Origin of the sequence: Nocardia coffeae, from assembly GCF_019890715.1 — a bacterium.
GTDB classification, from domain to species: Bacteria; Actinomycetota; Actinomycetes; order Mycobacteriales; family Mycobacteriaceae; genus Nocardia; species Nocardia jiangxiensis.
On the sequence record NZ_JAINZY010000017.1, the window covers coordinates 49,717 to 63,691 of the forward strand.

Sequence of the window (13,975 nt, forward strand, 5' to 3'; positions counted from 1 at the left end):
TCGCGATGTCGGATCCCGCGTTATCGCAAGCGGTTACGCCGCGGTGGGAGTACGGCGGCCGCTACTACGTGGTGTGGCGGGTCACCGACAGCGGTGAGCAGGACACCCTGGGCTGGGAACTCGAGGACGTGGGTCCCTCGCCGGGTCGCGGTATCGTGCTCGAGGCGTTCGGGCAGGACGCCTCCGGAGAGTTCGTGTTCACCGCCTTCACCGACCAGCCGCTGCCGTTCGCCCTGGTCCACCGGTTCGTCGTCGAGGCGGCCCGGGAGATCCCGGCGCAGTAGCGGGCCACACCCCGGTGCGGCGGGCCGGGATGAATTCATGGCACGCAGCTGTTGGACAAGTGTTCATCCTTTTGCCGACCGGTAACGAATGACCTGTGTCGGTGGGCTGCGGCGCGCGCCGATCTCGGATCGCCGGAGTGGGGAACGACACAATTGCATATCGACCGAACCAGCAACAACGCATTCGGCATCATCTGAGCTCCACCCGCCTCGGACAGCGCCGACATCCAGGCCGTAGCCGGACCGACGAGGCGCCAACCCCAGGTCACACTGTGCATCCACGCCCGATGACGCCAACTCCGAGCCCGCGGCCCGGGTCGAGTCTGGACTGACGGAGTGGGGGAGCGAAGCGCAGGAGCGGAGGAGGGAAGAATCGGCCCTTGGGGGCCGCGGCACGCCGGAGCGGAGCGGAGGCCGAAAATTCAGTTTGCGATTGGGTGCCTGGGCGTATGTATAGTTGGCTTTGGCAACTAGTTGTATGCGCTAACCAAGTCTGCAGATCTATGGGAGAAGGTGAATCCCCATGACCACTATCGGCCTCGACCCCGAGGTACCTGCCGCCGGCTCCGGCAGTGCCGTCCTCGACGACGCCGATCGGCTCGGCACCCAGTTGGTGCGGTTCATGCGGGCACTGAACCGTGCGAAGACACAGATGTCCAAGCACGGTCCGGACGGATTGGACAGACTCGCATACGCGGTGCTGTTCTGCCTGGTCCACGACGGCCCGCAGCGTACCGGCAAGATCGCCGAGCAGCTGCACGCCGAGATCTCCACCATCAGCAGGCAGACACGATCCCTCGTCACGCACGGCATGATCGAACGCCGGGCGGACCCTGTCGACGGCCGCGCCTGCGTGCTCGCCGCCACCGAGGAGGGAGTGCGCGTCTTCGAAGAGACCCGCCGGCAACGGAACGTCTGGCTCGCCGGAATCCTGGCCGACTGGCCCGCGACGGAGCGGTCCGATCTCATCACACTTCTCGACCGGCTCAACGCCGATATCGAGACAACCCCATCGCTGTGTACAGCCGAACCGAAATAGGGTTTGAACAATTATGACGACTTCGACAACCGAGGCGCCGGTGGCTCGGTCCGGACCAGTGGAGGAAGAGAGTACGTTCCTCTCCCACCGCCAGGTTCTGACAGTGCTGTCGGGACTGCTGCTGGGCATGTTCCTGGCGGCGCTGGATCAGAACATCGTGAGCGTGGCGATCGTTCGGATCGCCAACAGCCTGCACGGATTCGATCAGCAGGCCTGGGCCACCACGGCCTATCTGATCACCGCGACCATCAGCACCCCGCTGTACGGCAAGCTGGCCGACATCTACGGTCGAAAGCCGTTCTTCCTCACCGCGATCGGCATCTTCGTCATCGGTTCGGCGGCGTGTACGTTCGCCACCTCGATGTACGAGCTGGCCGGATTCCGTGCCTTCCAGGGCCTGGGCGCCGGTGGTCTGATGTCGCTGGCGATGACCATCATCGGTGACATCGTCCCGGCCCGTGAGCGCGTGCGCTACCAGGGCTACTTCATGATGGTGTTCGGCATCTCCACGGTGCTCGGGCCGGTGCTCGGCGGCTGGTTCTCCGGCTTCGACCACCTGTGGGGCCTCGAGGGCTGGCGCTGGGTGTTCCTGGTGAACGTGCCGATCGGCATCATCGCCCTGGGCGTGGTGGCGCGAGTGCTGAACGTGCCACATCGAAAACAGAGTCACAAGGTCGACTGGTGGGGCGCGATAGCGCTCGCGATATGTGTGGTGCCGCTGCTGATCGTGGCCGAGCAGGGCCGCGGCTGGGGCTGGGGCGAGAGCAAGTCGATCATCTGCTACGCCATCGGCGCGGTCGGGCTGATCCTGTTCATCTTCATCGAATACCTGATGAAGGACGCGGCGCTGATTCCGCTGCGGCTGTTCAAGAACTCGACCTTCAGCGTCGTCATCGCGGGCGGCTTCATCGTCGGTATCGCGATGTTCGGGGCGATCTCCATGGTCCCGCTGTACTGGCAGGTGGTGCGCGGATATTCGCCGACCTCGGCTGGTCTGCTGATGTTGCCGCTGGTGGCGGGCATCATGATCGGTTCGCTGATCTCCGGGCAGGTCACCCGGTTCACCGGCCGGTACAAGGTGCTGCCGGTGGTGGGCACGTTCATCATCGCGATCGGCGCGCTGCTGTACTCGCAGGTGCACTACGACACCGCGATCTGGCAGCCGCTGCTGTTCAGCGGCATTATCGGCCTGGGTCTGGGCTGCTGCATGCAGACGTTGATCATCGCCGCGCAGAACGCGGGCCCGCGCTCGGACATGGGTGTGTCCACCGCGTCGGCGACGTTCTTCCGGCAGATGGGCGGCACCCTGGGTGTCGCGGTCTTCCTGACGATCATGTTCAACCTGTTGCCGCACAAGATCATCGACGCGTTCGGCGGACGTCTGCCGGCCGGGTTCGATACCTCGAAGCTCGGCAGCATCCAGAGCAATACCAGCAGCATCGCCTCGCTGCCGTCGGTGGTGAAGGATCCGATCCTGATCGGCTTCACCAACTCGCTGCACGGCGTGTTCTACTCCGCTGCCGGGGTGGCCCTGGTGGCCTGCCTGGTGCTGCTGTTCATGAAGGAGATCCCCCTGGCGGACCCCAAGGCCGAGGCGGCGAAGGCGAGCGAGCCGATCGACGCGACCACGGGTTCGTGGGAGGAAAGTCAGGTCTGGGAGGGTGCGGCACAGGCACTCTCCGAGCCGGAGCCGGTGCTGGCCGGTGCGGTCGCGGGCAGGCATGCCGCGATCGAGCGCAACGGTAACGGCGCGGCTGCGCATACGAATGGAACGGCGGTGTCACAGATGGCCATAAGGAGTTCGTCGGCCGGATTCGCCTCGGCGGACGGCGAGGTTCGCACGATCGGCGGTCGGATCAGACGCGAGGACGGGCGGCCGGTCGCCGGCGCCGCGCTCACGCTGATCGATACGCGCGGTCACCAGGTGTCCCGGGCGACCGGTGACGCCGAGGGCGGCTACACGATCGGTGCGCCCACGTCGGGCAGCTATGTGCTGATCGTCTCGGCGGGCGGACACCAGCCGTCGGCGGTCAACGTGACCGTCGGCAACGGGTCGCAGTCGCTGGACGTGGCCCTGCAGGGTTCGGGCGAACTGTCGGGCGTGGTGCGCTCGGCCGGACGCGGTGAGCCGCTGCCCTCGGCGACGGTTACCCTGACCGATATGCGCGGCGAGGTCGTCGGCGCGGCGGTCACCGGACAGGACGGCACGTACGTCTGCCACGGCGTGGTGTCCGGTATCTACACCCTGGTCGCGGTCGCCGACCACATGCGGCCCAACGCGCTGACGCTGACCGTTCCCGAGAGCGGGCTGCTGCGGCACGACATCGAACTCTCGGCGATGACGGTGCTGTCCGGTGCGGCCTGGGCGAACGGACACGCGGTGCCCGATGCGCAGGTGACCGTGCTGGATGTCAGCGGAACGCCGGTCGCGACCGCCCGCACCGATGCGGACGGCCACTACCTGGTGTCCGATCTGCCCGAGGGCGAGTACACCGTGGTGGCCAGCGGCTACCCGCCGGTGACCAGTCAGGTCACCGTCGCGGGCGGCGAGATCAACCACGATGTGCGGCTCGGCTACGAGGAGGCGACGAAGCAGTCATGAGTGGACTGACGGCACGTATTCACACCACCGAAGGGTGGCCGGTACCGGACGCGGTGCTGACGGTGACCGATCTGAGCGGCCGTCAGCTCGCGCGGGCGACGGCCGGAGCGACCGGGGAAGTGGCCACCGAGCCGCTGCCCGCGGGCGTGTGCACCGCCATCATCACCGCGCCGGGCTTCCAGCCGGTGGCGCAGGTGGCGCGGGTCGGCGCGGACGGCTCCGGTCGGCTGGGACAGATCGTCCTGGCTCCGGAGGCGGGGACCAATCCGGCCCCGCCGGCCGGTCCGTGGACCATCGACCCGGTGCACTCGACGGTCATCGCGACCGCGCGGCATCTGGGCATCGCCAGTATCAAGGCGCGCTTCGCGGAGGTGAGCGGTCGGCTGAACATCGCCGAGACCCTGGAGAATTCGACGGGTTTCGCCGAGATCAAGACCGCGAGCATCGATACCGGCATCGGCATGCGCGACGACCACCTGCGGTCGCCGGACTTCCTGGATGCCGAGGAGTATCCGGTGATCTCGTTCAGCGGCAGCGGTTTCCGCCGCGTCGGCGGTGACAAGCTGGTGATGGCGGGCGAGCTGACCCTGCACGGCCAGGTCCGTCCGATCGAGCTGGACATCACCTACGGCGGCTACGGCCCCGACCCGTGGGGCGGTGTGCGCGCGGCGTTCCACGCCGAGATGCAGTTGCACCGCAACGATTTCGCGATCGACTACAACGCCATGGTGCGCGCGGGTATCGCCGCGGTCGGCACCACGGTGAAGATCGATCTCGACATCGAACTCGTCCAGGGCGATCAGCTGCCCCAGATGTAATGCGAATTCCATTGGGCCGCCCCGGTTTCCGAACCGGGGCGGCCCAATGTCGTATCCGGGGCCGTCGTCGCGGCGCTCAGCGTCCGAGGAAGGAGCGCAGCAGGGCGCTGATCTGGGCGGGGTGGGTGACCGGTGGGGTGTGGGCGACGTCGTCGAGCAGGACGAGGGGCTCGGCGGCCGGGAGCATGGCAGCCATCCGAGCGCCCGCTTCGGGTGATATGGGCAGGTCGGCGCTGCCGTGTACGACCAGGGCCGGGGCGGTGATCTCGGACAGCCGTTCCTCGATGCTGTCGGCTCCCATGAGTACTCCGACCGCGCGGGCCAGGCGTTCGGCGGGTTGACGTCGAATGCGGTTGAGCCACTGGGGCGTTGCCGATGCATCGACGCCCAGCAGTAGGTCCAGGACCGCCGAGGCGGTGGCCGTTACCTCTCCGGCGGCGAACCCGTCCCGGATGCGCGCCATCTGTTCCAGTGCGGGGCCCGGGAACGCAGCGGCCGAGGTGTCGATCAGGGTCGTGCTGGTGATGCGGTGGGGCGCCAGCAGTGCCGCGCGCAGGGCGGTGAATCCGCCCTGGGAGTGGCCGACCAAGTGGGCTTCGGATATCTCCAGCGCGTCGAGGACGGACAGTGTGTCACGGGCGGCATCCCAGTAGGTGTACGGCAGGCCGTCGTCCTCGGTGCCGCCGTGCAGTCGGAAATCGAGACGTAGACAACGATATTCGGCGAGTTCTTCGACCACGCCGTCCCACATGGTCGAATCCATGAGGTTGCCGTGCAGGAAGAGGATCGCGGGACCGGCGGCGCCGTTGTCGGTGACGTGGAAATGCTGACCGTGCGTGGTGATCGGGTACATCGTGCTCCTGAATGGTCGAATATCTCCATTCCAGTCCGTCGATTCGAATGTGGCGAGGTAGTTTGGCAACCAGTCATGGTCGAATCACGTCAAACTGTCCTGGGGGTCGGATATTCGCCGACCCGGGAGATCGTCGGCTCGTTGCCGGTCGAGGTGCTGCGTTTCCCCGAGACCGATGTGCTGCGGGGGCAGGTGCGGCGGCGGCCGGTCCGTCCGGATTTCCACGTCGTCGGCGTGATCACCGGTGGAAAAGGGTTGCATGCCATCGACTTCCAGCGGCTGGAGTTGAGTGCGGGCGTCGTGTTCTGGTTGCGTCCGGGGCAGGTGCATCGCATTCTGGGCGACTCCGGTCTGCGTGGCGCGCTGCTGCTGTTCGCCCCCGCGGCGCTCGCTCCGGGCACGCCTGTCGCCGCCTTCGCCCAGGATGGGCTGCGGCCGAGCCAATGGTCCGTCGACCCGCGCGACCGGCTCGCTGCCGCGGCACTGCGGCATCTGGAACTCCTTCTTGCCGTTGACTTTTCGACACGAGATGGTAGGGACGCGCTCCGGCTCGCCCTCGGGCCGCTGATCCCAGCGGCCATGGGCGTCCCAGGCAGCGGTTCGACGGTCTTCGAGCGTTTTGCCGCGGCGGTGGAGGCCGACCATCAACGGCATCACCATGTGCGGGACTACGAGCCGATCGTCCACGCGAGTAGCCGAACCATCGATCGCGCGGTGCGGGACAGCAGAGGTGTCGGCGCCAAACGATTCCTCGACGAACGAATAGCCCTGGAGGCCCGGCGTCGTCTGGCCACGACCGACGTCACCGTCGCCGCCCTGGCCGCCGAACTCGGATTCACCGAGCCGACCAACTTCGTCAAGTTCTATCGCCGCCTGACCGGCACGACTCCGCACGCGGATCGGTGACCGCGGGCGTGACACCGGACTCGGACGCCGCCGCCGGAGGACTTCCGCTCGTCCCTACCCCGATACTCTCGCCGGGGCCCGCTACACTCTTCCCGGCTCCGGGATCGCGATGGGGCGCGGTCCCGCGTATGGTCGATTGACTGCGGCGAACTCGGGCGGCGCGGTAACCACCGGTGAATCGGTCGTCACGGTCCGGGACTAGGCTTTTCACACAGATGCGGTGTCGAGCCGTGTGCTTGTTCACCTGCTGGATGTGTCGTCGAGGGATCCTGTTGTCCGAGTGTGCGAGCCGCGAGCGCCGGCGGTCGGCCACGACCGGTCGCGAGCAGCCGGACAGAGCCGTCGGGTGTGGTGGCACGGATCCCGGAGAACCGAATCGAAGCAGAACGGCAGGCGTGCGTGGTACTGGAGTATTCAGCGGGCGGAGTTGCGCTGCGATCCGCCTCGGAAGTGAACATCTCGGTCGAAAGTGCTGTGGCGCAGTATGATTCGATCGGCGCGCGGGGCAGTGACTATGCGGCGCTGATGCGGCGGGTGCGGTCCGCCGGACTGCTCGAGCGACGGGTGCGGTACTACGTCCGGCTCGCCGCGATCGCCATGACGGTGCTGGTGGCCGGGTGGGTGGTCTTCGTCGTCGTGGGTGACTCGTGGTGGCAGCTGGTCACCGCCGCCGTGCTGGCCGCGACATTCACCCAGTTCGCCTTCCTGGGCCACGATGCCGGACATCGGCAGATCTTCCGCACCCGGCGGGCGAACCACCTTTTCGGTCTGATCGCCGGGAATCTCTGTATCGGGGTGAGCGTCGGCTGGTGGACCAGTAATCACAACCGGCACCACGCGCACCCCAACACCGAGGGGGCCGATCCGGACATCATGGGTGTGCTGGCGCACTCCGGCGCTCGGGCCGCGATCGGGCGGGGCGTGCGGCGACTGATCTTCCGCTACCAGGGGTGGTTGTTCTTCCCGATGTTGTTGCTGGAGGGCGCGAGCCTGCACGGCGCCAGCGTCAAGGCCGTGCTGCGGTGGCCGATGCGGGCTCGGGGCTGGGAGGCGTCGTTGCTGGCCGCGCATGCCGTCGGCTATCTCGCGCTGGTCGCGGCGGTGCTGCCGCCGGGCAAGGCGCTGGCGTTCATCGCGGTGAATCAGGGGCTGTTCGGGTTGTTCATGGGCTGTACCTTCGCGCCGAATCACAAGGGGATGGCGGTGCTGGGGGAGGGCGAGTCGATCGACTTCCTGCGTCGTCAGGTGCTGACCTCCCGCAATGTCCGCGGTGGGCCGGTGATCGACGTCGCGATGGGCGGTCTGAACTATCAGATCGAACATCACCTGTTCCCGTCGATGCCGCGGCCCAATCTGCGTCTGGTCCGGCCGCTGGTGATCCGGTTCTGTGCCGAGCGCGGAGTGCCCTACTGCGAGACCGGGTTGCTGGAGTCGTACTCGCAGGCGTTGCGGCATCTGAACGAGGTCGGTAAACACGCTCGGTGATCGACCTGGCACGTCCATCCCTGCGGAGGCTGCCGCGTACCAGGCCGTCGCGAGTGATGTAGCAGGCACCGCGATCGAGCTAATATTCCCTTTCGCGTATATACCTGATGAGGTATATTGACGCTGTGGCAGCCGATCCGTTCTCCGTGGTCGCCGAGCCGCAGCGTCGGCGAATACTCGATCAGCTGCGGACCGGCCGGGCCACCGTCGGCGAGCTCGTCGATCGGCTGGAGTTGTCCCAGCCGACGGTGTCCAAACATCTGAAGGTGCTGCGCGAGGCGGGTTTCGTCACGTATGAGGTGGCGGCGCAGCGGCGGGTCTACCGTCTGGCTCCCGGCCCGTTCGAGGAGCTGGACGGCTGGCTCTCGCCGTATCTGCGGCTGTGGCATCACCATCTCGACGCCCTCGGGCGTCACCTCGACAGAAAGGATCGGCCCTGATGAGCACGCAATCCTATCGGCCCAGCCCCCTGCATCCGGTCGAACTCGTAGACTCCGGCGGGCAGTGGTCGCTGGTGTTCACCCGCGATTTCCCGCATCCGCCGGAGGCGGTCTGGTCGGCCCTCACCGATCCCGGGGAGCTGGCCGAATGGGCGCCCTACACCGCCGATCGATCGCTGGCAGCACTCGGTCCGGTGACGCTGATCATGATCGACGGCGAGACGAAACTCGAACTGCCGGGCGAGGTTTCGCAGGTCGACCGGCCGCGTCTGCTCGAATACACCTGGAGCGGTGAGATATTGCGCTGGGAGATCACCGAAACCGCCGGTGGCACAACGCTTCACCTGACCCATCATCTGTCCGACCGCGCCCAGGCCGCGATGATGGCCGCCGGCTGGCATCTGTGCCTGGACGTCGCCGCACTCCTGCTCGCGGGCACCCCCATCGGCCCGATCGTCGGTGCGGATGCGATGAACAACGGCTGGTCCGAACTGAATCGCGCGTACTCGGCCGAACTGGGCGTGGAACCGATCGAACCGCCGCTGTCCGGCGACCCGGGGCACTGAGCGCGGACGCCGAGGATCAGTATCGCCGCTACTGGGGGCCCGGCGGTCGATGTGCTGTGATTCGTCGGCGAATCGACCGGTGGTGAAAATGCGGGACGGCTGGAGAGTGGATGGCGACGGCGGGTGGCGGCGGCAAGTTGAGCAGGCGTGTCGTCCTGGCTTCGGCATTGACCGCGGCGTGGCTGGTCGCGGACGGCTCCTCGGACAGCTTCGGCCAGGATGGCAACCGGAGCGCGGCGGGCGTGATCCGCGGTCGGGCGCACACCGATGTGTTGTTCATCGGGGCGCATCCGGACGACGAATCGTTCAACCTGTCCACGTTCGGGCAGTGGCGGGAAACCCTCGGCTGGAGTACCAGTGTCGTCACCATCACCCGCGGTGAGGGCGGCGGCAACGCCGTCGGGCCGCAGGAGGGGCCGGAGCTGGGGCTGATCCGCGAGACCGAGGAGCGCCGGGCGGTCGGCATGGTCGGGATCGAGAACATCTACTACCTCGACAAGCCGGACTTCTGGTACACCCTGTCCGCGCCGTTGACCGCGAGCATCTGGGGTGAGCAGGACACCTTGGCGCGCCTGGTGCGGCTGGTACGCCAGATCACGCCGCACACGATCGTGGTGATGGATCCCCGGCCGTTCAATCAGCATGGCGGCCATCAGTTTTCGGCGCGTCTCGGGATCGAGGCATTCCGATTGGCAGCCGATCCGCGGGCGTTCCCGGAGCAGATCACCGTCGAGGGACTGACGTCCTGGCGCACGAGCCGTCTGCTTGCCCAGAACTACGGCTTCGGATCATTGCTAGGGCCGAACCCGCCGGGGCAGCAACGCACCGATCCCGACACCGGGCTGCCGGTCATCGGGGTGTGGTCCGGCACGCGCTCGGACGAACACGGAACCACCTGGGCGCAGGTCGAGCGCAACGCGGCGCGGTTGTACTGCACGCAGGGTTTCGCCGCGATGCCCGCGCAGGTGTCTTCGGATCCGCAACAGCTCGACTCCGATTGGTTCAGCGTGCTGGCCGAGGACGGTCGGTTCACCGAAGTTGCCGTGCATCGGCAGACCGGGCTCGAGCCGTTGTACGCCGAATTCTGTACGTGGGCGGACCGAGTCGGATTGCCGTGGCTGGCCAACCGGGTCCGGCCGGACTACCCGCCGAACCCGGCGACGACGATCCCGGCCGTTGCCGTCGCCCCGACGCTCAACGGCACCGAGGGCCCCGGTGAGTACCCGGGGCCGGAACTCCCGCTGGCGGTCTGGCAGGGCGACGACCGTTGCACCGCGACGGCGAAGGTGTCCAGGTACGGCGACGAGTTGTACGTACTGGTCGACGTGACCGATCACCGGAAGGGCGCCACGTTGGCCTGCGACGACGTGAAACGGCACTGGCGCACCGACTCGGTCGAGATCACCATCGATCCGCGCGGTGACTCCGACGACACGTCGACCACACTCAAAGCAGGCATCCTGCCGTATACCAGCGGTGGGTGCGGTCCGGCTGCCGAGCGTGACGGCGACAATCATCAGGGTCCGGCGCGGGTGACCGCGCCGGGAATTCAGGTGGCCGCGGTGGTCACCGAGCCGTATCGGGGGTACACGGTCGAGGTGAAGATCCCGTTCCGGGAATTACCGGCGCCGGTCGATCCGGCGGGATTCGCGATGAACATCCTGGTCTACAACTCCGACACCGACGACAAGGTCGGGCAGACCCGCCTGGCGTGGTCGCCGTTCGGCAGCCCGCAGGCCGACCCCTACGTGTGGGGTACCGCGACACTCGCGGACTATCGGCCCGCGGCGGAGGGGCCGGCGAGCAGGATTGCGCCCGTGATTCCGCGGGCGGCGGCGCGCAGCGTCGATTCGCAGGACGCGCTGGTTCAGGCTCGGCGTACCGGAGTGTCGATAATGTCCTGACGAACTGGTCCGTATAATGGTGGGCCGTTGATCAGCGACACATAAAGTTACCACCCGATCAATGAGCCGTTGCATAGCGATAAAAGCCTTGCCGAGCGCCCGATCGTGGGTTAACGTGCCGTGTACAGCAGTGAATGCGCTGTTGTATTCCGGGGACTGTTGAGCAGCCCTGATGCCCGATCAACCATGAAACGCACCATTCTCGCGTGCGTCTCTAGGCATCCCCGGAGGCGGCTATGACCACCGTGCAGACCAGTCGGACTGTTATCGAATCGCATGTGCCCAAACAGTTTTCGGCAAATCGCGGCCGATCCGCATATCGGCCGCCGTGCGCGGACGGACCCGACGACTGGGATATGGATGCTGGAACCCCGGACACGTGGCGAGCGGCTGTCCAGATCTGTTCCGAATGCCCCCTGTACGCGAATTGCCGGCAACTGGCCGATTCCCTGATCGCCCGCGGTAACGGTCCTCGGTCGATGATCTGGGCCGGAGTCGCCTACGACGGTGCGGGCAAGGTCGTGGAGAACCTGGATCGGCATCGTGTCGTGCCGATCGACCACAAACGACCCCTGCGCATCATCCGCAACGGTGCGCGCCCGATGTGCGCCGAGCCCGCACCGCCCACCCCGCGGCGGCGTATTGTGCTCGGGCATCGGCTGCGGCCGACCGGGACCGGCGAGTGACCGAATCCGGGCATGACGGCGAATCATAGTGTGACGGTGGGTAATTCATGACGATGCTGGCGTTGGAGATCGGTCCTGAAGGCTTCGCGGTAGGGCCGGTGGCGCAGGATGCCGACGATGCGGACATTCAGCGGATTCCGGTTCCGATGAGCGGGGCCTGGGATGCCTGCCGGGACCTGTTACTCGATGTCGCGAAGGACGAGGAGGTCACCGCCGTCGGCATCGCCTCGGCGGGGCCGATCGATATGGGCGCCGGGGTGATCGCTCCGACCGATATCGCCGAATGGCAAACGGGTTTCGGCATCGTCGATGCGGTGCAGAAGATCTTCCCCGTCGCGAAGGTCCGGCTCGCCATCGACGGCGTGTGCCTGGGCCTGGCCGAGCGTACCTTCGGCGCGACGCAGTCCGTGATGGACGCACTGGCGATATCGGTGTCGCATCGGATCACCGCCGGTGTCATGGTCGGTGGTTTCGTCGTCGTCGGACGTACCGGGAACGCCGGACACCTCGGACATGTGCAGGTTCCGGGTTTCGATGATCCGTGTGAGTGCGGGAGTCGCGGCTGTCTGGAGGCAGTGGCCGGTGGCGCCGCGCTGCTGCGCTGGGCGCGGAGCCAGGGCTGGACCGGGAATTCGCTTGCCGCGCTGACCGAAACGGCCAAGGTCGGTGACGAGATAGCGGTCGCGGCGATGAGTCGGGCCGGTACCGCGCTCGGCCGGGCTATCGCCTCGGTCGCACCGCTGCTCGACATCGATCTGGTCGTGGTGGGTGGCCGGGTGGCACAGGCCGGTCCCGCACTGTGGAAACCGCTCGTCTCTGCCGTCGCGACGCATGCCAGGCTCGGATTTCTGACCGGCCTGCGGGTCGTGCCCTCCGAACTCCAGGGGCTCGGTGTGCTTGCCGGCGCCGGTGTACTCGCGATGTCGGCGGACCAGCCCGAGGAGTAAGTACCGGGTAGGCCGTTTCGGTGCGCGGACCTGATCCGCGCACCTTCGTATCGACCCCTTCGGCTGTTGTGTGCCCGTACGCAGCCATCGAGCAGATCTTGTACACGCCGTCGCTGATGCCCTGTTGAATGTACCGTTGAATAACGGTACGTTGTACAGGTGTTGGTGTGGCCAGGTGATGGTCGCGAAACCGAAGAACGGCGGGTACGGGCGAGTTCGATGCAAAACGGCGCAGTGATCCCATGGATGACGATCGAAACGTTGACACCGGATGCGATGTCGGTGGTGTCGGCGGGGGAGACCCCGCGAGGGTTCGTGGACTGGCAACGGGTCCTGCAGCGGGTACTCGGCAAGATGCCGGCGGTCTACGACAGTTTCACCACGCCCCGCATTGCCACCGCCATGCAACAGGCGCGCGGGCAGGCCGAGGATGTGGACGTGCGGGTTCCGACCCGGTCGGGCCCGCACGAACTGAAGATCAGGCCGGTGCTCGGGCCCGCCGGTGATGTGCACGCGATTCGGCTCTGGATCGGTCCGGCGACCGCGCGGGTTCCGGAATCGCGGTCCGCGGTGGGCGCCATCTGGGACCTGAACACCCAAACCCTGCAGCAACCGAGCGGGATGACGCAGCTGACCGGCATCTCGGCCGAGGAGTACGTGCCCCGGATGTCGATCGCGGGGCTGTTCCACCGGATGTCCGCGTTCGATCGGCACGCCGAGGTGCTCGACCTGCTCTATGATCCCAAGCCCGGTGACAAGCTGCAGTTCGAGGCCACGGTGCCGAATGCGACCGGACGTGCGGGCCGCTGGCGCATCACCATTCGCGCGCGCGACGACCATCGCACGCGAGGTGCGTGGTGGCTGATCGAGGACGTGTCGTCGGACGACTCGCCCGTCTCCTGGGCCGCCCTCGAACGCATCGGGCTGCGGGAAGCTCATCGCCGAGCCGGAACACATCTCGCGGTCGTCCAACTCGAGCACACCAGCATTTCGCACTGGCTCACCGATCCGGCCCCCTGGGTTCGGTGGGACTATCTGTTCCGGCCGATCGATGTCTTCCATCCGGATGATCGAGCCCGCCTGGCCGAGCTCAACGACCGCCTTCGGGCCGGTGAAACCGCAAGTGTGACGGTGCGGGCGCTCAATTATGTCGGTGGTTACACCCCGACCTCGTTGCTGCTGTACCCCTATCCGGGATATTCGAGTCGGCAGTTGGCAATCGCGCAGTTGCTTCGTGTCGCAGACGACGTTCCGGTGCTGGAACCGCATCGCCACACGCTGGATACGCCTCTATCCGGCCCGATCGGATACGACGATCAACTGCGGCATTGGCTCGCTGGTTACATGAAGCGCAGCTCCGCCTGACGTCTCCGTATCTTCCCAGAGCTGGGAGTATGTGGCCGCCCGGAAGGGCCAGGCTATCTACCATTCCGGGAGTGCGGACA

General features: G+C 66.7%; 13 protein-coding genes. 12 read left to right on the plus strand and 1 reads right to left on the minus strand.

The features are described from left to right. Window positions 1-5: 5 nt before the first annotated feature. The 4 genes from K7711_RS40040 to K7711_RS40055 all read left to right on the plus strand — a co-directional run bounded on the left by K7711_RS40040 (window position 6) and on the right by K7711_RS40055 (window position 4,743). The gene (locus K7711_RS40040) at window positions 6-284 is read left to right on the plus strand and encodes a hypothetical protein (protein WP_040832471.1); all 279 of its coding nucleotides are present in this window, start codon (window positions 6-8) and stop codon (window positions 282-284) included. Between the two features lie 523 nt (window positions 285-807). Further along, window positions 808-1,323, plus strand: a complete 516-nt coding sequence (locus tag K7711_RS40045; RefSeq protein ID WP_222976898.1) for a MarR family winged helix-turn-helix transcriptional regulator — start codon at window positions 808-810, stop codon at window positions 1,321-1,323. A 13-nt stretch (window positions 1,324-1,336) separates the two neighbouring features. Beyond that, window positions 1,337-3,925 (plus strand): MFS transporter, encoded by a 2,589-nt coding sequence (locus K7711_RS40050; RefSeq protein ID WP_222976906.1) that lies wholly within the window; start codon window positions 1,337-1,339, stop codon window positions 3,923-3,925. Next, window positions 3,922-4,743 (plus strand): YceI family protein, encoded by an 822-nt coding sequence (locus K7711_RS40055; protein ID WP_040832474.1) that lies wholly within the window; start codon window positions 3,922-3,924, stop codon window positions 4,741-4,743. Before K7711_RS40050 ends, K7711_RS40055 begins: the two co-directional genes overlap by 4 nt. A gap of 76 nt (window positions 4,744-4,819) precedes the next feature. On the opposite strand, the gene K7711_RS40060 is transcribed toward K7711_RS40055, so the two are convergent. Further along, on the minus strand, window positions 4,820-5,596 hold the full coding sequence (locus tag K7711_RS40060) for an alpha/beta fold hydrolase (protein WP_222976908.1): 777 nt from the start codon (window positions 5,594-5,596) through the stop codon (window positions 4,820-4,822). 75 nt (window positions 5,597-5,671) lie between these two features. On the opposite strand from K7711_RS40060, the gene K7711_RS40065 reads away from it, so the two are divergent. The 8 genes from K7711_RS40065 (at window position 5,672) to K7711_RS40100 (ending at window position 13,895) form a co-directional block, all read left to right on the plus strand. Next, window positions 5,672-6,502, plus strand: a complete 831-nt coding sequence (locus tag K7711_RS40065) for an AraC family transcriptional regulator (RefSeq protein ID WP_222976915.1) — start codon at window positions 5,672-5,674, stop codon at window positions 6,500-6,502. Window positions 6,503-6,976: 474 nt separating this feature from the next. Further along, window positions 6,977-7,987 carry a fatty acid desaturase family protein gene (locus K7711_RS40070; RefSeq protein WP_308015167.1) on the plus strand — a complete coding sequence of 337 codons (1,011 nt, stop codon included), beginning with the start codon at window positions 6,977-6,979 and terminating at the stop codon, window positions 7,985-7,987. A 125-nt stretch (window positions 7,988-8,112) separates the two neighbouring features. Then, window positions 8,113-8,427, plus strand: coding sequence for an ArsR/SmtB family transcription factor (locus K7711_RS40075; protein ID WP_083896482.1), 315 nt, complete (start codon window positions 8,113-8,115; stop codon window positions 8,425-8,427). Then, the gene (locus K7711_RS40080; RefSeq protein WP_222976917.1) at window positions 8,427-8,993 is read left to right on the plus strand and encodes an SRPBCC family protein; all 567 of its coding nucleotides are present in this window, start codon (window positions 8,427-8,429) and stop codon (window positions 8,991-8,993) included. Before K7711_RS40075 ends, K7711_RS40080 begins: the two co-directional genes overlap by 1 nt. Window positions 8,994-9,103: 110 nt before the next feature. After that, entirely contained in the window at window positions 9,104-10,897 is a 1,794-nt protein-coding gene (locus K7711_RS40085; RefSeq protein WP_222976925.1) for a sugar-binding protein, read from the plus strand. A 479-nt stretch (window positions 10,898-11,376) separates the two neighbouring features. Continuing rightward, window positions 11,377-11,583 (plus strand): hypothetical protein, encoded by a 207-nt coding sequence (locus tag K7711_RS40090; protein ID WP_222976928.1) that lies wholly within the window; start codon window positions 11,377-11,379, stop codon window positions 11,581-11,583. Between the two features lie 47 nt (window positions 11,584-11,630). Continuing rightward, a complete protein-coding gene (locus K7711_RS40095; protein WP_222976930.1) occupies window positions 11,631-12,530 on the plus strand; it encodes an ROK family protein in 900 nt (299 codons plus the stop codon). Between the two features lie 246 nt (window positions 12,531-12,776). Then, window positions 12,777-13,895 carry a GAF domain-containing protein gene (locus tag K7711_RS40100; protein ID WP_222976932.1) on the plus strand — a complete coding sequence of 373 codons (1,119 nt, stop codon included), beginning with the start codon at window positions 12,777-12,779 and terminating at the stop codon, window positions 13,893-13,895. The last annotated feature ends 80 nt before the right edge of the window (window positions 13,896-13,975 follow it).

Excerpts from the sequence above, each read along its gene's own strand:
- K7711_RS40040 (WP_040832471.1), top strand. The coding sequence starts at position 6 with ATGTCGGATCCCGCGTTATCGCAAGCGGTTACGCCGCGGTGGGAGTAC.
- K7711_RS40045 (WP_222976898.1), top strand. The coding sequence starts at position 808 with ATGACCACTATCGGCCTCGACCCCGAGGTACCTGCCGCCGGCTCCGGC.
- K7711_RS40050 (WP_222976906.1), top strand. The coding sequence starts at position 1,337 with ATGACGACTTCGACAACCGAGGCGCCGGTGGCTCGGTCCGGACCAGTG.
- K7711_RS40055 (WP_040832474.1), top strand. The coding sequence starts at position 3,922 with ATGAGTGGACTGACGGCACGTATTCACACCACCGAAGGGTGGCCGGTA.
- K7711_RS40060 (WP_222976908.1), bottom strand. The coding sequence starts at position 5,596 with ATGTACCCGATCACCACGCACGGTCAGCATTTCCACGTCACCGACAAC.
- K7711_RS40065 (WP_222976915.1), top strand. The coding sequence starts at position 5,672 with ATGGTCGAATCACGTCAAACTGTCCTGGGGGTCGGATATTCGCCGACC.
- K7711_RS40080 (WP_222976917.1), top strand. The coding sequence starts at position 8,427 with ATGAGCACGCAATCCTATCGGCCCAGCCCCCTGCATCCGGTCGAACTC.
- K7711_RS40085 (WP_222976925.1), top strand. The coding sequence starts at position 9,104 with ATGGCGACGGCGGGTGGCGGCGGCAAGTTGAGCAGGCGTGTCGTCCTG.
- K7711_RS40090 (WP_222976928.1), top strand. The coding sequence starts at position 11,377 with ATGATCTGGGCCGGAGTCGCCTACGACGGTGCGGGCAAGGTCGTGGAG.
- K7711_RS40095 (WP_222976930.1), top strand. The coding sequence starts at position 11,631 with ATGACGATGCTGGCGTTGGAGATCGGTCCTGAAGGCTTCGCGGTAGGG.
- K7711_RS40100 (WP_222976932.1), top strand. The coding sequence starts at position 12,777 with ATGACGATCGAAACGTTGACACCGGATGCGATGTCGGTGGTGTCGGCG.